The 17,794-nt window shown below is 65.9% G+C and carries 15 protein-coding genes; 8 read left to right on the top strand and 7 right to left on the bottom strand.

The window, feature by feature from the left end; genetic code table 11:
* Positions 1 to 295 precede the first annotated feature (295 nt).
* From nrfD to G503_RS14070, 4 genes are all read left to right on the top strand, one after another.
* On the top strand, positions 296 to 1,168 hold the full coding sequence (gene nrfD, locus G503_RS0106320; RefSeq protein ID WP_028026911.1) for an NrfD/PsrC family molybdoenzyme membrane anchor subunit: 873 nt from the start codon (positions 296 to 298) through the stop codon (positions 1,166 to 1,168).
* Positions 1,168 to 1,788: a GntR family transcriptional regulator gene (locus tag G503_RS0106315; protein WP_084636333.1), complete on the top strand. Its 621-nt coding sequence runs from the start codon at positions 1,168 to 1,170 to the stop codon at positions 1,786 to 1,788. The genes nrfD and G503_RS0106315 overlap by 1 nt, the downstream gene beginning before the upstream one ends.
* On the top strand, positions 1,772 to 2,719 hold the full coding sequence (locus G503_RS14075) for a slipin family protein (protein ID WP_035022116.1): 948 nt from the start codon (positions 1,772 to 1,774) through the stop codon (positions 2,717 to 2,719). Before G503_RS0106315 ends, G503_RS14075 begins: the two co-directional genes overlap by 17 nt.
* A gap of 105 nt (positions 2,720 to 2,824) precedes the next feature.
* On the top strand, positions 2,825 to 4,372 hold the full coding sequence (locus G503_RS14070; RefSeq protein ID WP_156891950.1) for a response regulator transcription factor: 1,548 nt from the start codon (positions 2,825 to 2,827) through the stop codon (positions 4,370 to 4,372).
* A 434-nt stretch (positions 4,373 to 4,806) separates the two neighbouring features.
* On the opposite strand, the gene G503_RS0106295 is transcribed toward G503_RS14070, so the two are convergent.
* Positions 4,807 to 6,513: an FAD-dependent oxidoreductase gene (locus G503_RS0106295; RefSeq protein ID WP_028026908.1), complete on the bottom strand. Its 1,707-nt coding sequence runs from the start codon at positions 6,511 to 6,513 to the stop codon at positions 4,807 to 4,809.
* A gap of 327 nt (positions 6,514 to 6,840) precedes the next feature.
* Here G503_RS0106295 and G503_RS0106290 point away from each other — a divergent pair, with 327 nt between their 5' ends.
* Both G503_RS0106290 and G503_RS0106285 read left to right on the top strand, forming a co-directional pair.
* Complete coding sequence (locus tag G503_RS0106290; protein WP_028026907.1) at positions 6,841 to 7,107, top strand: DUF4160 domain-containing protein; 267 nt, start codon at positions 6,841 to 6,843, stop codon at positions 7,105 to 7,107.
* A 15-nt stretch (positions 7,108 to 7,122) separates the two neighbouring features.
* On the top strand, positions 7,123 to 7,422 hold the full coding sequence (locus tag G503_RS0106285; RefSeq protein ID WP_028026906.1) for a DUF2442 domain-containing protein: 300 nt from the start codon (positions 7,123 to 7,125) through the stop codon (positions 7,420 to 7,422).
* Positions 7,423 to 7,514: 92 nt separating this feature from the next.
* Here the strand turns inward: G503_RS0106285 and G503_RS0106280 are convergent, their stop codons facing one another.
* Positions 7,515 to 8,675: an aldo/keto reductase gene (locus tag G503_RS0106280; RefSeq protein ID WP_028026905.1), complete on the bottom strand. Its 1,161-nt coding sequence runs from the start codon at positions 8,673 to 8,675 to the stop codon at positions 7,515 to 7,517.
* 184 nt (positions 8,676 to 8,859) lie between these two features.
* Between G503_RS0106280 and ade the strand changes: the two genes are divergently transcribed.
* Positions 8,860 to 10,677, top strand: a complete 1,818-nt coding sequence (gene ade, locus G503_RS0106275) for an adenine deaminase (protein ID WP_028026904.1) — start codon at positions 8,860 to 8,862, stop codon at positions 10,675 to 10,677.
* Positions 10,678 to 10,702: 25 nt separating this feature from the next.
* Here the strand turns inward: ade and G503_RS0106270 are convergent, their stop codons facing one another.
* From G503_RS0106270 to rpoN, 5 genes are all read right to left on the bottom strand, one after another.
* Complete coding sequence (locus G503_RS0106270) at positions 10,703 to 11,260, bottom strand: DJ-1 family glyoxalase III (protein ID WP_028026903.1); 558 nt, start codon at positions 11,258 to 11,260, stop codon at positions 10,703 to 10,705.
* 267 nt (positions 11,261 to 11,527) lie between these two features.
* The gene (locus G503_RS0106265) at positions 11,528 to 12,439 is read right to left on the bottom strand and encodes an electron transfer flavoprotein subunit alpha/FixB family protein (RefSeq protein ID WP_235715511.1); all 912 of its coding nucleotides are present in this window, start codon (positions 12,437 to 12,439) and stop codon (positions 11,528 to 11,530) included.
* A gap of 17 nt (positions 12,440 to 12,456) precedes the next feature.
* Complete coding sequence (gene fixA / locus G503_RS0106260; protein ID WP_028026901.1) at positions 12,457 to 13,224, bottom strand: putative electron transfer flavoprotein FixA; 768 nt, start codon at positions 13,222 to 13,224, stop codon at positions 12,457 to 12,459.
* Between the two features lie 79 nt (positions 13,225 to 13,303).
* Entirely contained in the window at positions 13,304 to 15,376 is a 2,073-nt protein-coding gene (locus G503_RS0106255; RefSeq protein WP_028026900.1) for a sigma-54 interaction domain-containing protein, read from the bottom strand.
* 112 nt (positions 15,377 to 15,488) lie between these two features.
* Positions 15,489 to 16,907, bottom strand: coding sequence for an RNA polymerase factor sigma-54 (gene rpoN / locus G503_RS0106250; RefSeq protein ID WP_028026899.1), 1,419 nt, complete (start codon positions 16,905 to 16,907; stop codon positions 15,489 to 15,491).
* A 212-nt stretch (positions 16,908 to 17,119) separates the two neighbouring features.
* Between rpoN and G503_RS14065 the strand changes: the two genes are divergently transcribed.
* The gene (locus tag G503_RS14065; RefSeq protein ID WP_235715510.1) at positions 17,120 to 17,695 is read left to right on the top strand and encodes a GNAT family N-acetyltransferase; all 576 of its coding nucleotides are present in this window, start codon (positions 17,120 to 17,122) and stop codon (positions 17,693 to 17,695) included.
* Positions 17,696 to 17,794: the final 99 nt, after the last annotated feature.

The raw sequence follows: 17,794 nt of genomic DNA, 5'->3' as shown, positions 1-17,794 counted from the left end.
ACTTTTACGTCCTTGTTTTTACAATCCCCCTTTGTTTTCGAGGGCGAGACCCCCCGGTGCAAGCGCGTCGGTTCTCGCTTTCGAATTACCGGGAGCAAGCATGGATGGAGAGCATCCCCTTGTACCTTATTGGCAATAGGGTGCTCTGGCTTAAAGCAGAGTCCATCTGATATAGTTTAGGCATTCAGTAATTCAGTAGTGAGACGCAGCAGGGCGGAGGAGCAACGGGGACACCGCGCGACCGGTCACAACCGAGCCAATCGCGGCCCTCTCCCGCCACGTGGAACGAGGGGCTTTGTACAGCACGTTGATCATAGCGTACCTGTTTTTGGGTGGCGCCGCCGGCGGCGGCTTTCTCGTGATGGCTGCCTGGTCACTCGCCTTCCATCGCCGAGCGCCCTACCGGTCCGATCGGCTGCGCACAGCGTTTCGCACCCTGAAATCGGCAGTCTACACAGCCTGCACCGCCATCCTCGCCATCTCCATGATCTGCCTGTGGTGGGATCTGGAGATGCCCGACCGGGCCCTGCTCATCTTCCTCATCCCGCGACCGACCGTGCTCACCTTCGGAGCCGTGGTGCTCGCCTGCGAACTGGGCCTGGGTATTTTGCTCACTCTGGCGAACCTGTTCCACAGCCGCTTGCTCGGCGGGGCGGTGAAGCGCGTGCTGGAAACGCTCTGCTGCCTGTGCTCGGTGGCCGTCATGGCCTACACCGGCGTCTTCCTCATGAGCAACATCGGGGTGCCCCTGTGGCACACCCCCGCCCTCGTGGGCCTGTTCTTCTTCTCGGCGCTGTCGTCAGGCATCTCAACGGTGCTGCTCATCGACTACTTCGTGCAAGGGCAAACCTACCTGCTGCGGGCCACCCGCCCCCTCCAGCGCTGCCATCTCGCCTGCCTGGCTCTGGAATTTCTCTGCCTGGGCGCCTTTGTGGGAGCCACCGCGGCCAATCCCAAGGCCGCCGCTTCCCTCGCGCTGATTACCTCGCCCGACCTGCTGCCCGTGAGTATATTGGGAGTGATCGGCTTAGGAATTGTGATACCCTTCCTCGTAGAACTGTACGCGCTCTTGCGCAAAGACTGCCGCACCATTCCCGTCTCGGATTTCGTGTGCCTGGTCGGCGCATGCTGCCTTCGTTGGATCGTCATAGTCTGTGGGGTGCACTAATGGGAACGAATGTCTACCAGCTGATCGACACCAAGTTGGCCGATGTGGAACCGAATCGCGCCGAGGCTGCCCGCGAAGCGCCGCCGGCCGGCCGAGAGCGACGGGACGCCCCCGCCGAGCCCGGCGCCGCGGCACTGGCCAACCCGACTTACCCCACCGCCTCGAGCCCAGACGCCGGCGACGCGGAAAGCGAGGCGCTCTTCGCCATCGACGAGTCGTCGGATCTGCCCCTGTGGGTGCAGCTGCGCAACCGGCTGGCCCACCTCATCCGCACCGGCTACTTCAAGGCCGGCGAACAGCTGCCCAGTCTGCGGAGCCTCTCGGCCGAGGCCCGCGTGAACTACAACACCGTGACCAAGGCCTACCGCGACCTGGAATCCAGCAACCTCATCGTGTCGGTGCGCGGGCGCGGCATGTACGTGCAGAAGAACGTCACCGTGGACGATTCCCCCGAAAACGCCGTGGACGCCATGGCCGAACAGTGCGTGGAGGAATACCGCGCCCTGGGCCTGACCTACCGCGACATCCAGCGCCGCCTGACCGACATCGTGCAGACCCTGGCCGACAAGGCCGCCGTCGCCGCCGACGAGAAGAGGGACTATTATGGCAAGACGCACTAGCAGCCACCACGACCCGCGCCATCGCGATGCCGAAGCCAAGCTGGGCGACGCCCCGCGCATTGAGCGCTACAACTCGCCCAAGACCAAGCACACCGACGAGAACGCCCCCATCGTGTTCTCGGCCGCCCTGTTCGTGGGCGCCTTCCTCGTGGTGTGCGGGGCGGGGTTGGCTCTCACGGGCGGCATCGACATCTGGATCATCTGCACGGCCATCGCCGTGGCGGTGCTCGCCATCTTCACCGTGCGCATCGCGCCGGAATGGGAGAAGGTGGTCATCCTGCGCTTCGGCAACTACAGCCGCACCGTGGGGCCGGGCATCTACCTCACCATCCCCTTCCTCGACCATATCGCCCTGCGCGCCGACCAGCGCGTCATGCTCACCGGCTTCGGCGCCGAGGAAACCCTCACTGCCGATCTGGTGCCCATCAACGTGGACGCCGCCGTGTTCTGGATCGTTTGGGACGCGAAGAAGGCGTGCCTGGAAGTGGAGGACTACTACGATTCCGTGGCCATGGCGGCCCAAACGGCCCTGCGCGACGCCATCGGCCGCAAGGACGTGGCCGACGTGGCCATGCGCCGTGTGCAGCTGGACGAGGAGCTGCGCCGTGCCATCGAGGAGAAGACGAGTGCCTGGGGCGTGTCCATCCTGTTCGTGGAGATCCACGACATCGTGATTCCAAAGGACCTGCAACAGTCCATGGCCGCCGAGGCCAAGGCCGAGCGCGAGCGCGATGCCCGCGTCGTGCTCGCCGAAGTGGAGAAGGACATCGCCGCCATGCTGCTGGAGGCCACCGAGCTGTACCGCCAGGACGAGATGGCCTTCAAGCTGCGCCAGATGCACCTGGTGAACGAGTCCATGAAGGACTCGAAATCATCGCTCGTGGTACCCACCGCCTACGCCGACGGCTTCACCGACCTGGGCGAGAAATAGGGTAGCCTACCTTCCCGTCTGCGATGGTTGGCAATGTGAACTCGGGTACAATGGGAATACCTATGGAGGGGAGGATTGGTGCTCGAGAACCTACGCGCAAACGGGATGCCACTGCGCCGGCTGGGCTGGGCGTTTCTGCTCGCCTGGGTGTTCTGCGTGTTCTACACTAATGCCACTGGAGCCGTGAGCACCCAGGTATGGCAAGAGGGCATGGCCCTGGGCTCGGCTCTTTACTACGCGGCCTTTCCCCTGGCCACTTCCGTGACCACTCTTATCGTCATTGTCGTTGCCGAGCCACATTTCGGGGCGCCGACCAACCACCGCGCACTGCGCGCTGCCGCGCCTTTCCTCACTGCCGCGAGCACGCCGCTGCTGTTCATTGTTCCCACCGATCCAGCAGCCAACGCTGTACTGTTCGGTGTCGGATCGATAATGACAGGAGTCGGCAGCGCACTGCTCTGGGTGATGTGGGGCGAGTACTACGCCGTCATTCCCCGCGAGAAATCGGAGCTGCTCGCGCCGATCTCCTCGGTGTCTGCGGCAGTGCTCGTACTGCTCGTTTCGGCCATGGAAGGCTGGGTCGCCATCGCCGCTGCAACCGTGCTCCCCCTTTTGTCAGGGCTGTGTCTCCACCTCGTCTGGACCGACAACGCGGATAAGACGGAACGGCGCCTAGCCCAGACTGCTCGCACAAGCGGGAAAACCGACGCGCGGCATCTCTTGGCGGGTCTCGGCCGCACGGGGTGCGGCATCCTCGTGGTATTCGCCGTCGTCAGCATCGCTGGTATGAATCGGGCCGATTACGTGGAAGGTCTCGCCCTGCAGACCATTCTCGTGTTCAGCGCCCTTATGATGGCACTCGTGGCCGCTATGGCCGTATCGGGCCCGCGTCGCATCTCGATGTTCTTCCTCTACCGCTGGATTTGCCCCACCCTGGTCATTGGGCTTGCCGCCGTAATCCTGCTCGGCAACGACGGGAACATCGCGGCTGCGGCAGCCTCCCTCGGAGGTCGCTTCACCTTCTGCCTCATCGCGCAGATCTACTTCGCGAACTATGCCGCCGCCGGGCGCGCCACCCCCGCCCAGGCATCGAGCCTCGGGTGGCTGTTCGTACACGCCGGCGATCTTTTGGGCGTAGTGATATGGACCGTTCTGGGGCCATGGATCACCACTAGCCCTGAGGGCATTCTGTGGGTCAGCACCATAAGCATCGTTGTTCTTGTCGTCGTCACCATGATGGTCATGGGCGAGACGTCGGCTTTCCTGCAAGTGCCCGAGCAAAATCCCGTCGAACCCGCTGTTCACGGCGCAGCCGAAAGTGCCAGCACCGTCGACGGTGCCAACGCCCACACCGCCGACAGCATCGGTGCCGGCATCGAAATCGCCAGCGTCGTGGAGCTGGGGCCGAACCCCAACAGCGAATCCGCTACCGAGACCGACCCTGAAGCACGCATCGCCGCACTTGCTGCAGAACACCGGCTCACGCCCCGCGAAACCGAGGTGTTCGCGCTGCTTTCCCAGGGCCGCTCCATCCCCTACATCCGCGACGAGCTCATCATCAGCCGCGAGACGGCGGCCACCCACGCCAAGCACATCTACGCGAAGCTCGGCGTGCATTCCCGCCAAGAGCTTATCGATCTCGTTCAACGCTAGAAGCTAGAATGGCCAAAAAGGAGCACTTATCGTAGTCGGAGGCCTGCCGCAGGCTATTCTCATCGATAGCGACCTGGGGAAACGCCTCCCGCCTTGCCTCCCACTTTCCCTGTGCGGCGCAAAACAAAGCCTCCAATGACGAGAAGTGGTGCTTTTTGTCCATTTCCAAGCGAAGCGAAACGTCGGAAAGGCACTCCGCTTGCTGATCGAAAAAACGCCTCCCCTTAGCCCCGAGCGCCACGGAGGCGACCAACGTGAATCGCCGTGTCAAACAGAAGGGCTCTCCCGAGGGAGAGCCCCAAGATGATCGCCTGCGGGGAGGGAGGCAGGCTCGCGATCGACTAGCAAAGCCGCAACATCACCGGGCGGAAGGAGGCAAAGGACACCCGTGCCTCCTTTGCCCGACCGCACCTCGCAACGACGGCGGAATCGCGCTACTCTACGCCGAGGGCGTGTTTGGCGGCGATGCGACCGAACGTGGCGCAGCGGCCGGCGTTAATGCCCGTGAAGTTTGACGGGTAGTTGTGCGGGTAGAAGCCGCCCTGGTCGTTGCCGCACACGTACAGCCCCTCGATCACGCTGCCGTCGGTGCGCAGCGGCTGAGCGTTCACATCGGTGATGACGCCATGGATGGTCACCAGCAGCTCGCCGCCGATGCGCGCCGCATAGAAGGGCGCCGCTTCCACATCGGTGAGACGATAGGCCGGCTTGCCGAAATCGGTATCCTCACCTGCGGCGGCCAGCTCGTTGTAGCGGGCCACGGTAGCCAAGAAAGTGGCCTTCTGATCGGCGTCGAAGTCCATCATATCGGCCAGCTCCTCCAGCGTATCGGCCTTCTTCAGGGTACCGGCCTCCAGGCGGGGCGCCAGCCAGAACTCGTCGAGGTGCTCCTTGGTGATGGCCTCGCAGTCGTACACATCGGCGTTGAAGGCAGTGCCGGAAGGCGCAGGGTACAGGCGCGAGCAGCCACAGGTATCGAACTGGGCAATGTCGTCCCAGTAGTTGCCGTCCCACACGATCCAGCTGTAGTGCTTCGGCTGGTTCGCGCCGGCAGCATAGCTCATGGGGTAGCACTGGTCCTCGTTCATGAAGCGCTCGCCGTTCACGTTCACGTGCAGGAAGGGCTGGCTGCCAGGCAGGAAGATGTCGCCACCCATGCGGTCCTCGGAGAACTCGAAGCCATCGGGCAGAATGGCGCGATTCCAGATCATGCACGCACCGCCGGCCTCCAACTCGGCCCCGGCCCACAGGGCCATGCGGATGCCGTCGCCGGTCTCGGTCACGGAATCGCGCAAGGCGCACCAGGTGGAATTGCCCGGGCACAGGTCGTTCAGCATCTCAATGTTGGCGCCATAGCCACCTGTGCACACGATGACGCCCTTGGAGGCGTTCACCTGGATGAAGCCGTCCTTGCCCTCAGCCACCACGCCGGTCACACGACCGGACTCATCCAGGATAAGCTGCTGGGCCGGCGTCTCGAAGCGAATTTCGCCGCCGAGCTCCTGGAACACCTCGGCCATGACCTCCACGTGAGCATAGGAGTTGTAGTTCGGGCCATCGGGATTGTACTCGCCAAGGCAGGGGTTGTAGCACATAGCTGGATAGTAGGCATGCGGATCGTCGGGGCAATGCCACTCGAAGGGGAAGAGCATGCCCTTGGGGCCCAGGGTATCGGCCATCCACTCGATCATCTCGCCGGACTTCTCGGCCCAAGTCTTGTACATAAGCATGTTCGCGTCGCCCGACTGGGTCATGTTGGCGTGGTTCATAAGCTCGGGCACGTCCACGATGTGATCGGGAGCCAGCTTGGAATTCAGAGCGCCCACGGCCTCGCGGGCCATGGCCACCGTTCCCTCCTTTTGCAGCACGACCACCTTCGCGCCGTTCTGGGCCGCCGTCGTTGCAGCCGGCATGCCCGCGTTACCGCCGCCCACGACGACAATGTCGGCGTCGATAGTCTCCACGAACTCGGTGGGCATCTCCGGCTTGTCGCGCCAGGACGGGGCGCTTCCCGTGTCGGCAGTCTTCGTGCCGCCCTCACCGGCAGCCTGGGGCGCACAGCCCGCCAAACCCATGGCGGCCAGCGCGCCGGCAGCGGCGGCGCCCGTCAGAAATCCGCGACGAGAGAGATTAGTTTCCATAGCAGATCCTCCTTGGTATCGGTTCCGTCCGGCCCTCCCTAGCGAACCGAACGAAACGCAGCCTACCCGAGGATCCACCTCGGGGTCATCGCCCGCATTCGGGTATTTACCCTCATGCGACCTGGGAAAACGCGAAATATACCCGAGAATGGGTGAGATGGTTTCCCTGGAGGTGGGGCGAATTTCACCGCGCCGTATGCCAAGTCGCAGCATTCCGTCTCGGCCACCTGGCAGCCTATGAGGCAGAGGCACGGCGAAGGGCCCTGCCGAATGGTCATATCGGCGAACGTGCTGTAAACTAACATAAAACTCGAAAGGAGCCGCATTATGCCAGAGCTCAGCCGATTCAAGGGCATCGTCATAAAGATGTACTACGACGATGTATCACAGCACTATAAACCCCACGTGCATGTATTTTACGGAGACGAAGAGGCGGTAGTTGGCCTCGACGGAGAAGTACTATCGGGCAAGCTGCCATTGCGCCAATACCGAATGGTGAGCGGCTGGCTCGCCCTGCATGAGGCAGAGGCTTATCGCGCATGGAACCTCGCCGTCGCGAAGAAGCCCTTCGAGAAGATCGAGCCGCTCGCATAACCCAGGAGGAGCGAAATGTTTATATCGCAGGGATACATGTGCGCCAGTCAGCCCGCCGACAACTTGAAGATTGTCAGCGCCCGGTACGTTGGCAACCTATGCATGCTCGTAACGTTCAGCACCGGAGAGACCAGGCTGCTCGACGCCACTGAGTTACTGGACTTCGAGGCGTTCGCACCCTTAGGAAATGCCGAGGTCTTTTCCGCGTTCTCGATTGAGCACGGTGTTCTTACCTGGAGTGACGGCGAGATCGACATCGCCCCCGAAGGACTTTACAGCAGGACTTACGAATACCCAACGGAACAAGTCGCTTAACCCTTTCTGCGAAAGCCCAGTCGCCGTCCTCGGGCAGTAAGAGCCCGTATTCTCATGATCGAGCTCAACAGCTGGCTGCCGCAGGCGCACACCTAGCACCCGAACAACGCGGCGGCGGCTTCCATGCGCTCGGGGATGGGCACGCCGAAAGGACAGCGGGGCTCGCACTGGCCGCAGGCCGTGCACGCGTCGGCCGTTACCGCCATGGCCTCGTAATGCGCCCGCACCGAAGCGGGCACGGGGGCCGCGCCGTCCCCGACGGCCATCTCGGCCAGGTCGTAGAACTTGTTCGCCAGGGCGATGTTGATGCCCACCGCGCACGGAGCGCAGTGGCCGCAGTAGGCGCACTGGCCCATATAGGCGTGCTTCGGGGCGCCGGCCAGCACGCTGGCGTAATCGCGCTCGGCCGCCGTGGCGCCCTCGTAGCCCAAAGCCTCGTCCAGCTGTTCCACGGTTTCCACGCCCACCATGACGCTGGCCACGGCCGGGCGCGTGAGCGCGTAGTGGATGCACTGCACCGGCGTGAGGGCCACGCCGAAGGGCGATGTATCGGCCGCGAGCAACCGCCCGCCCGCATACCCCTTCATCACCGTGAGGGCGGTCTCGGTCGCCTCGGCCCGAGCGTACAGGCGGGCACGTACCGGCTCGATGCCGTCGCCGGCCACGTTCTCGTAGTCGCCGAACAGGTCTTCCAGATCCTCTGAGGCCGGCATCATGTCGAAGGCCGGGTTCAGCGAGAACATGACGACCTCGATCTCCGGCTCCTCGCAGGCCAGAAGCGCCACCTCGGGGTTGTGGGTGGAAAGGCCGATGTGGCGAATGCGGCCCGCGGCCAAAAGCTCGCGCATGTAGGCGATGAAGTCACCGGCCATGATGGCGCGGAACTCGTCGCAGGCATCCACGTAGTGGATCATGCCGATTTCCACGTGATCGGTGTGCAGCCGTGCGAGCAGGTCGTCGAAGGCCGCCGGCACCAGCGCCATGTCGCGGGTGCGCACGTACTGGCCGTCCTGCCAGGTGCTGCCCACGTGTCCCTGGATGATCCACTGATCGCGCGCAGGCGCGAGCGCCTCGCCCAGGGCCGAGCGCACGGCCGGGTCGCTCATCCAGCAGTCGACGATATTCACACCCGCCGCCGCGCCCCGGGCGGCCATGGCGTTCACCTCGGCCTGCTCCATCTGGCCGATCCACTCGGCCCCGAACCCGATGACGCTGGCCTCAAGGCCCGTACGACCCAGCTTGCGGTATTCCATGGTGCTCCTCTCGCCCCTTGTCTCGTTGCGGCCATTCAATCACCTGAAGCGAACTCCAGGTCAACGATTATAGCGTGAAGCCCTTCTGCATTATCGGTCGTTGACGCGCCGCCAGGGGCCGACGGGCGTACACTGGCCCCAAGGACCGGCGCCGTCCCGCGCCCGCCAACGACAAGGAGATGCCATGCTGAACCATTTCTGCAAGCAACCGCTCTGGGAATGCACCCGCACCCTGGCCGCCGTGGCCCAAGGACAGGCCCCGGCCGATACCGTCATCAAAAACGCGCGACTCGTGAACGTGTGCACCGCCGAGATCCAGGATGACATCGCCGTGGCCATCGCCGCCGGGCGCATCGCCTATGTGGGGCCGAGCGCCGACCACTGCATCGGCGAGGGGACCCGCGTCATCGACGCTGCGGGCGCCGCCATCGCCCCCGGTTTCCTCGATGGGCACATCCATGTGGAATCCTCCATGCTCGGCGCCGGCGAGTACGCCCGGGCCGTGGTGCCCCATGGCACCGTGGGCATCTACTGGGACCCCCATGAGGTGTGCAACGTGCTGGGGCTTGAAGGCGTGAAGGTGATGATGGACGACGCCGCCCGCACGCCCCTGAAGGCCATGGTCACCACGCCCTCCTGCGTGCCGGCCGTGCCCGGCTTCGAGGACACCGGCTCCTTCGTGGGCCCCGAGGAGATCGCCGAGTCCATGACCTGGGACGGGGTGGTGGGCCTCGGCGAGATGATGAACTTCCCCGGCGTGCTGGCCGGCGCCGACCACGCCCACGGCGAGCTGGCCGAGACGCTCGCGGCCGACAAGGTCATCACGGGCCACTACTCCATCCCCGAGACCGACCGGGGGCTCAACGCGTATGTGGCCTGCGGCGTGCGCTGCTGCCACGAGTCCACCCGGGCCGAGGACGTGCTCGCCAAGATGCGCCTCGGGCAGTACGCCCAGCTGCGCTACGGCTCGGCGTGGCTCGACCTGCCCCAGCTGGCGGCCGCCATCACCGAGACCGGCATCGACACCCGCTTCGCGAACCTCATCTCTGACGACACCCACCCCCACACCCTGGTGGCCGAGGGGCATCTGGACTACATCCTGCGCATGGCCGTGAGCCTGGGCATCCCCGTCGTGGCCGCCATCCAGATGATGACCATCAACACCGCCACCTGCTTCCGCATGGAGCACGAGCTGGGCTCCATCACCCCGGGCAAGTGCGCCGACATCGTGTTTCTGGACAACCTGGAAGATTTGAACGTCGTGCGCACCATGATCGACGGCGAAGTAGTGGCCGAGATGGGCGCATGCACCTTCGATCTGGTGCCCTTCGACTACCCGGACTGGGTCACCCACTCCATGCACCTCGGGCGCACCATCACCCCAGACGCTTTCCGCGTGGAAGCGCCTGCCGACGCCTCCGACGGCGATACCGTCACCGTGCGGGCCATCGAGCTTCTGCCCGGATCGGTGCCCGACCGCGAGGCCTCCGTGGCGCTCACCGTACGCGACGGGGCCCTGGAAAGCGACCTGGACCAGGACGTGCTGAAGACCTTCGTCTTCGAGCGCCATCACGAGACGGGCACCCACGGCGTGGGCTTCACCAAGGGCTTCGGCATCAAGCGGGGCGCGATGGCCTCCACCGTGGCCCACGACGCCCACAACCTGCTGGTGGTAGGGACCAACGACGAGGACATGGCCCTGGCGGCCAACACGCTCGCCGAGGTGGGTGGCGGCATGGTCGTGGTGGCCGACGGCGAGGTGCTCGGACTCGTGGAGCTGCCCATCGCCGGGCTCATGGACGCCCTGACCGCCGAGGAGATGAGCGCGAAGGTGCACCACCTGGAGGACACCTGGGCCGAGATCGGCTGCACCATACCCTCCCCCTTCATGACCATGGCCCTCATTCCGCTGGCCTGCCTGCCCGAGCTGCGCCTCACCAACCGCGGCCTGGTGGATTGCACCACGTTCCAGTTCACCGATTTGGTGGTGGACGGGGAATAGAGCGGGCAACCTATTCCTGCCGGCGTTACTTCACCAGCAGCATGTCGCGAGCAACCCGGGCGGTCGCTTCGGCGCCGGCCAGGGCGTTCAGCAGGGCCACGCCGAACACGAGCGCGATGCCCGGGCCCGTGGCGGTGATTAGGTTGCCGTCCACGGCCACGTCGCTGCCGGCCTGATAGGCGCCGGCGGGGAAAGCATCCTCGCAGCCGGGGTAGCATACGGCTTCGCGGCCCTCCAGCAGCCCCAGGTTCGCCAAAATGGTGGGGCCGGCGCAGATGGCGCCCACCAGCTCGTCGGCGGCCATGCGCCGGCGCAGCTCATCGGCCAGGGGCGCGCAGACGGCCAAGTGGTCCACGCCCACCGAGCCACCGGGCACCACCAGCAGGTCATAGGAGGACAAGTCCACCTCGTCCAGCAGCTTGTCGGCCACCACGGTCACCTCGTGGGCGGAGCTCACCTCCGCGCGCCCCATCACCGACACCAAGTCCACGACCGCACCACCCCGGCGCAGCACATCGGCCGGCCCGATAGCCTCCACTGGCTCGAACCCGTCGCCCAGCATGATCGCTACGGTCTTCTCCATTGCGTTGTCCTTTCGCCCGATACCCGTTTTGAAACCTGCCCGAGCATAGCGCATTGCCGCCCGCACCGCCACCCGCAAATCTCCCACAACAGAGGCGGCCCCTGCCTCCGGTGTGCGGCGGAGACAGGGGCCAGCAGGGGAAAGATAGAGAGGATGTCGTCGTTGGAGTCCGCGGGGCCGCCCCCGGGCCTCACGTCCCGGGGCGCGTCCGCGGGACCTCAGGTCGCGCCCGCACTCGAACGGGAGCGACCCAGGCACCCTCGGGATTTACAGGCGGCCGAGCACGTCCAGGGCGGTATCGGCGTCCATCACGATGCCCATATCGCAGTGCTTCATGAGCGGCGCGTTCTTGTCCTTGTTGATGGCAACCACGTAGGCGGCCTCGTTCATGCCCACGGTGTGCTGCACCTGGCCGGACACGCCCACGCCGATGTAGATCTGCGGCTTCACCGTGGCGCCGGACACACCCAGGTAGCGGCTGCGGGCCAGCCAGCCCTCGCCCTCGGCGATGGGGCGGGTGCAGGCCACCTCGCCGCCCAACTTGTGGGCGATCTCCAGGGCCTTCTGCACGTTCTCCGCCGAACCGATGCCGCGACCCACACAGATGACGCACTTGGCGGCACCCAAATCCACGGTCTCCTCCTGGCGCTCCTCGGTGGACACCAGCTTCACGGCACCGGGCTCGATGGCAATGCCCTCGTCCACGATATCGCCCACGGCCGTCACTTCCTCGGCCGGGAAGGAGCCGGCGGCCAGAAGCAGGATGGCCCCGGCGGCCACGCGCTCGGTGCGGATGGCGGCGCCGCCGTACACCATATGGGACACCTCGGCACCGTCGCCGGCCATGGTCACGCCGGACACGTCGTTGACGACCGGCACGCCCAAACGCACGGCCAGACGGCCCGCCACCAGGGCGTCGCGCTTGCCCGCGCGGGACAGCACCAGCGCCGGCTGCTCGCGCTTGATCGCGGTCTCGTAGGCCGGAACCACGTCTTCGGCCATGGCGCCCGCGGGGATCTCGCCGAAGTACAGCACCTTCGCGCCGAAGCCAGTGATCTCCTCGGCACCGGCGCGGGGGCCGGCGTACAGGGCCACGGGCTCGCCGCCCAGGGCACGGGCGGCACAAGCCAGCTCTTCATAGGCGGACGGGACATCCGCGAACATCAGAATTTGAGCCATGTTCATCTCATCCTTTCCTAGAGCTGCTCGCGAATGGCCGCGAGAAGGCGGTTCACGGTGTCCTCATCGGCGCCTTCCAGAATGGTGCAGGCGCGATCCTTCTGCTCGGGGGCCAGGGTGCTGACCACCTCGACGGCCTCGGGGGCGTCCGCATAGCCGATCTCATCGAAGCTCACCACCGAAGAGGGCTTCTTGCCCGCGCCGAGGATGTCCTTCATCGAGGGAATGCGCGGGTCGTTCATATCGGCCACCACGGAGATCACGGCCGGCAGGGGCACCTCCAGGGTCTCCACGACGTTCTCCACGGTGCGCTGCACGCGGGCCACGTTGCCCTCGATCTCGATGGCGCTGACCGCGTTCACCACGGGCAGGCCCAGCATCTCACCGAGCTGGATGCCCACCTGCTGGGAGTACAGGTCGGCGGAACCCTCGCCCGTAAGCACCAGCTGCACGTCCTCGAGGGTCTTCACGGCCGCGGCCAGCACTGCGGCGGTCTTGGCGGAGCCGGCACCGGGCAGGCTCGCGTCCTTCACGGCCACGTTGGTCTGGGGACCGCGGGCCAGGATGGCCTTCTTGAGCTTGGAATCTTCCACAGCGTCGCCACCGGCGGTCAGGCAGGTGAGCGTGGCGCCCTCCTTCTCGGCCAGAACGGCACCGGCCTCGACGGCGTTCAGATCGTAGTCGCCGATCTTCAGGGCAGCGCGCTCGAAGGACAGCGTGCGGTCGGCCTGAACCTGTGCGTCTTGTTCGTCGGGAACAATCTTGTAGCACACAACGATGTTCATGAATCACTCCTTAGGTCATCGGTCTTGCGGCTTCGAAAACCTTAGAAGCAAATAGCGTGCCAAAATGCCTTTCAGTCCGTCACCAGCGAATGCAGTCGGATATCTCCTCATCGTCGATAACGATGCGGGCCCGCAGCCCCAGCTGCTCCAAGCGATCGCTCAGCTCGTCGGGCGCAATGCCCAGATGCCGGGCGATGCGATCGATGTCGCCGTTAAGCTCGGCCACCGTCTGCCGCAGGCTGCGCCGCTCCTCCTCGGCCCGCAGGGCGGCCGCCTGGCGCTGCAGAAGCTCACTGCCCAAGGCCCATTCCAACGACATCATGGGTCCGCTCGCCGCTGAGCTGGCCACGTTCTCGATGTAGAAGGGCAGCGACGAGGTGCCCACCTTCGCGCCCTCGCCGTCCATGATCAGGCAGCGCTCCACCACGTTGCGCAGCTCGCGCACGTTGCCCGGCCAGCTGTAGGAGCGCAGCGCCTGCAGCGTCTCGGCGGGAAACGGCGTGAAGGGCACGTTCAGCTGGGCCGAGAGCTGCTCGTTGAAGTACTCCACCAGAAGGGGGATGTCATCGCGGCGCTTGCGCAGCTGGGGCAGGCTCATCTCCACCATGGACAGGCGGTAGTACAGATCGCTGCGGAACTGCTTCTGGGCAATCAGCTGCTGGATGTTCTGGTTGGTGGCGGCCACCACGCGCAGATCCAGGGCCTTGGCCGTGTTCGACCCCAGCTTCGTCACCGTGGACTCCTGCAGCACCCGCAAGAGGCTCACCTGCATGTCCACGGGCATCTCGCCGATCTCGTCCAGGAACAGCGTGCCGCCGTCGGCGAACTCGAACTTGCCCGTGGCCCCCTCGTCGCGGGCGCCGGTGAAGGCGCCGCCCTCGTAACCGAACAGCTCGGTGGCCAGCAGGTCGCGCGGAAGCGCCCCGCAGTTCACCGCCACGAAGGGGCCCTTGCGGCCGCTGCGGCGGTGGATGGCCCGGGCCACCACTTCCTTGCCCGTGCCCGTCTCGCCGAGCAGCAGCACGTTGGTGCGGATGGGCGCCACCTTGCGCACCAGGGCGTCGATGGCCTTCCACTCCTCGGTCTCGCCGATGTAGTCCACCGTGGCGCCCGTGGGCATGGCCGTGGCGTCGCGTCGCGGGGTCTCCTTCTTCTTTCCCGCAGGGGCCGCCTCGCGGGCACCCCCGCCGGCACTTTCGCCCTCGCCCTGGAACACCAGCATGATGAAGGGGTCCATGCCCTCGCCTTCCACCTTGCCGCAGCGCACCAAGGGCAGCTCGGCCACCGCCCGCGACCGGCCGCGCTTGAAGGGCACGGGCAGCGGCTCGTTGAGCCCATCGGACAGCCGCAGCATGTCCTTGAAGGTCATGGACTTGGCCAGGTAGGCGCCGATGGACTGCGAGCCGTAGGAGAACTCGTCCCAGTCGGGACACCAGGTGCGCATGGAGGCGTTGGCATTCAAGATGCGGCCTTCCATGTCCACGAGCAGCACCGGCGATCGGTACAGGTTCAGCAGAGGCTTGAAGAACTCGGTGGTGGCCAGAAGCAATGGCGAGCGCGCCCCGGCGGCGAACAGCTCCTGGGTCAGCTTCACGGCCTCTACGCACAGATCCAGGGCCTCGGGCGGCAGGCTCTGCAGCGGGCTGTTGATGTTCATGGCGCCGAAGTAGCGCCCGTTCACATCCATATAGGGGGCGGCCACCCCGGAATAGTGCTGGGCGATGGCGCGATAGTGCTCGAAGCCGTCCATCCGCACGGGGCGCCGCTCAGTGGCCACGAGGGTAGCGTTGCCGGTGCCCACGTCCTTCTCGCGCATGAAGGTGCCCAGGGTGCGACTGTACATCATCATGGGCGAGAGCAGCTCGAACACGAAGTTCTCGCCGTCCATGAGCGACACGTTCGAGCCCAGCAGCCGCACGAGGAACTTCATGACCGGCGTGGTGGCGCGCAGCGAGGCCGCAAAGCGCTCGCGCTTCTCGCGCAGAAGGGAGGTGTTCTCCTTCTCGAAGGTACTTGACCAGGGGTCGAGCCCCATAGCCCGGCAGCGCAGCCACGAGGCCGCCACCTCGGGCCGCACCTTGTCCTCCATGATGGTGCCCGAGCTGACGAAGGCCTTCCATGCCTCTAAGGCGTGCTCGTCCGAATAGGTCATCTGTATCCTTTCCCGTGCTCATCGCTCCCCGTTTGCCTGCCCCGGTGCCGTTGCCGGCAGCCCCATCCGCCGCCCAGCATTCTTTTAACGGCCCGCGCGTCGTCGCGCTCCCCTAGCGCCGCCGCTGCGACTGCCGGGGGATGCCCAGCGCCTCGCGGTACTTCGCCACCGTGCGCCGCTTGATTTCCACACCCTCGCCGTTGAGCGCCTCGGTGATGGCCGCATCCGACAGCGGCCGGCGGGCGTCCTCGGCGGCGACCAGCGCCTTGATGCGCTCCTTGATGGCCAGCGACGACAGAGCCGCGCTCGTGCCGCCCGCGCCCGTAGCGGGCAGGGCCGTGGAGAAGAAGTGCTTCAAGGGGTAGGTGCCCCAGGGTGTGAGGATGTGCTTGTCGGCCACGATGCGGCTGACCGTGGACACGTGCAGCCCCAGTCCGTCGGCCACCTGCTGCATGGTCAGCGGCCGCATGGCCGCCTGTCCCTGACGGAAGAACCCGTACTGGGCCTCCAAGAGGTACATGCCGAAACGGAACAGGGTGCGCTTGCGCTGGGCCACGTTGACCAGGGCCGCGTCGGCCTCGGTGCGCTTGTCAGCCAACCACGAGGCAGCACCCGCATCCCCGCTGGCCGCCACCAAAGCCTCGTACTCGTCGTGGCGCACGAGCCGCTCGGACAGCTCGCCGGTCACCCGCACGGCAAACGACGCGCCCCTCCGTTCCACCACCAGATCGGGAATGACGTAGACCGTGTCCTTGCGCTGGGAGAACGAGGCGCCCGGCCGCGGATCGAAGCCGGCGATGACTCTGCGGATCACCGCCAGATCGTCCAGGCTGACGTGGTAGGCGCGCATGAGCTTGGTGGTGCGGTTGTCGGCCAGATCCTCCAGGCTCTCCTCGATCATGAGGCGCACGGTGTCGGCCAGAGGAGCGTCGTCGTCCAGCTGCAGCAGCAGGCATTCCTGCAAGGTGCGGGCCCCCACGCCCCGGGGCGTGAGCCCCTGGACGAAGGCCAGGGCGCGCTCGGCCGCCTCCATCTCGCAGCCCTGCTCGGCGCAGATCATCGGCAGGCTGCCGTCGAAGTAACCGTCGTCGTTGATGCAGTCGATGATGGCGTTCACCAGCGCCAGGGGCACCTCGTGGCCCACGGCGCCATCGAGCTGGGTGCGCAGATGGCAGGCGAGGGTCTCGGTTTCCGAGCATTCGTCGCGCAGGCGTCCCACGTCGAAGCCGTCCTCCTGCTGGCGCGTGCGCGCCGGCGGGCGGAAGGCGGCGTCGGAGTCGGCCCATTCGTCGCGTTCGGCGTCGACGTCTTCTTGGAGCAGATCCTCCACCGCCACGGTGAAGCCGTCGGAATCGAAGTCGAGCAGCGGGTTGCGCTCCACGAGATCGCGCACGTAGGCGGCCAGCTCGGTCACGGGCAGCGAGAGGACCTCGAGGCCTTGGATGGCAGCCGGCGCCAGATGCGCGTGCTGGGTGACGGCCGCGCGCGACCGAGACTCAACGCGAAGCGACGACTTCGCCGGTGCGACCATACAACCCCCTGGGTTCTCTCGTTTCCCCAAACACAAACCGTGCCGAGGGTTGGCCGGGGGCCGCCGGGCGACCCCGCGCCCGCCTTCGGTTACCGAACGGTAAACCAGAGGCGAAATTTTCCAACTTTTGGCACGGTCATTGCATCGCTAGCATGATTTCTGCTATGCATTGAGCATACTACCCCCCCCCCGTAACTCGTCAAGGAGAATCCATGGGCCACCTTCCCGCCGCAACGACCGAAGCCGCTGATCATGGCCGCAACGTCTCGATGGCGCCGCGGGAAGCGACCCTCGAGGATGCCGGCGCCGAGCCTGACACGGAACCCGCCGAGGCGGCCCGCGGCGACGCCATGCTGCGGGCCGCGACCCCGGATGGCGTCGTCATCCTGCGGGCGGCGACCCCGGATGATGCGGCCGCCATCGCGGCCCTGGCAGCGGAGGCCTCGGTAGGCGCGCTCTCGGATCGCGGACGCAGTTTCGTGGCCGAGCGCCACGGGACCGTGGCGGGGTTCATCCGCCTTGTAGAGGCCGAGGGTTGCTGGTACGTGAACCCCGTGGTGGTGGCGGCCGAGCACCACCGCACGGGGCTCGGCGCCCTGCTCATGCATTTCGCTCACGAGCGCTTCGGCGAGCTGCGCTTCGTGGCCCGCGGCTACGCGGTGCCCTTCTACGAGGCCCTGGGGTGCGAGAAGATCGGCTGGGACGCCATCGCACCGATCATCGCCGCCGACTGCGATGGCTGCGAGGCCGTCCCTACCTGCCGCGCCACCCCCATGCGCATGTCCTAGGGGGCGGGGGCGCCACAGACGACTCCCGCGCAGTCGCGGGCGGCCCGAAGGCCGCCCCTGCCCCCCCCATCACGCCCAAAAAACGCAAAGCGGGCCCGT

Origin of the sequence: Adlercreutzia mucosicola DSM 19490 (assembly GCF_000422625.1) — a bacterium.
Taxonomy (GTDB): Bacteria; Actinomycetota; Coriobacteriia; order Coriobacteriales; family Eggerthellaceae; genus Adlercreutzia; species Adlercreutzia mucosicola.
This window is presented reverse-complemented; position numbering and strand designations above follow the sequence as displayed.

Excerpts from the sequence above, each read along its gene's own strand:
- G503_RS0106315 (WP_084636333.1), top strand. The coding sequence starts at position 1,168 with ATGGGAACGAATGTCTACCAGCTGATCGACACCAAGTTGGCCGATGTG.
- G503_RS14075 (WP_035022116.1), top strand. The coding sequence starts at position 1,772 with ATGGCAAGACGCACTAGCAGCCACCACGACCCGCGCCATCGCGATGCC.
- G503_RS14070 (WP_156891950.1), top strand. The coding sequence starts at position 2,825 with ATGCCACTGCGCCGGCTGGGCTGGGCGTTTCTGCTCGCCTGGGTGTTC.
- G503_RS0106295 (WP_028026908.1), bottom strand. The coding sequence starts at position 6,513 with ATGGAAACTAATCTCTCTCGTCGCGGATTTCTGACGGGCGCCGCCGCT.
- G503_RS0106290 (WP_028026907.1), top strand. The coding sequence starts at position 6,841 with ATGCCAGAGCTCAGCCGATTCAAGGGCATCGTCATAAAGATGTACTAC.
- G503_RS0106285 (WP_028026906.1), top strand. The coding sequence starts at position 7,123 with ATGTTTATATCGCAGGGATACATGTGCGCCAGTCAGCCCGCCGACAAC.
- G503_RS0106280 (WP_028026905.1), bottom strand. The coding sequence starts at position 8,675 with ATGGAATACCGCAAGCTGGGTCGTACGGGCCTTGAGGCCAGCGTCATC.
- ade (WP_028026904.1), top strand. The coding sequence starts at position 8,860 with ATGCTGAACCATTTCTGCAAGCAACCGCTCTGGGAATGCACCCGCACC.
- G503_RS0106270 (WP_028026903.1), bottom strand. The coding sequence starts at position 11,260 with ATGGAGAAGACCGTAGCGATCATGCTGGGCGACGGGTTCGAGCCAGTG.
- G503_RS0106265 (WP_235715511.1), bottom strand. The coding sequence starts at position 12,439 with ATGGCTCAAATTCTGATGTTCGCGGATGTCCCGTCCGCCTATGAAGAG.
- fixA (WP_028026901.1), bottom strand. The coding sequence starts at position 13,224 with ATGAACATCGTTGTGTGCTACAAGATTGTTCCCGACGAACAAGACGCA.
- G503_RS0106255 (WP_028026900.1), bottom strand. The coding sequence starts at position 15,376 with ATGACCTATTCGGACGAGCACGCCTTAGAGGCATGGAAGGCCTTCGTC.
- rpoN (WP_028026899.1), bottom strand. The coding sequence starts at position 16,907 with ATGGTCGCACCGGCGAAGTCGTCGCTTCGCGTTGAGTCTCGGTCGCGC.
- G503_RS14065 (WP_235715510.1), top strand. The coding sequence starts at position 17,120 with ATGGGCCACCTTCCCGCCGCAACGACCGAAGCCGCTGATCATGGCCGC.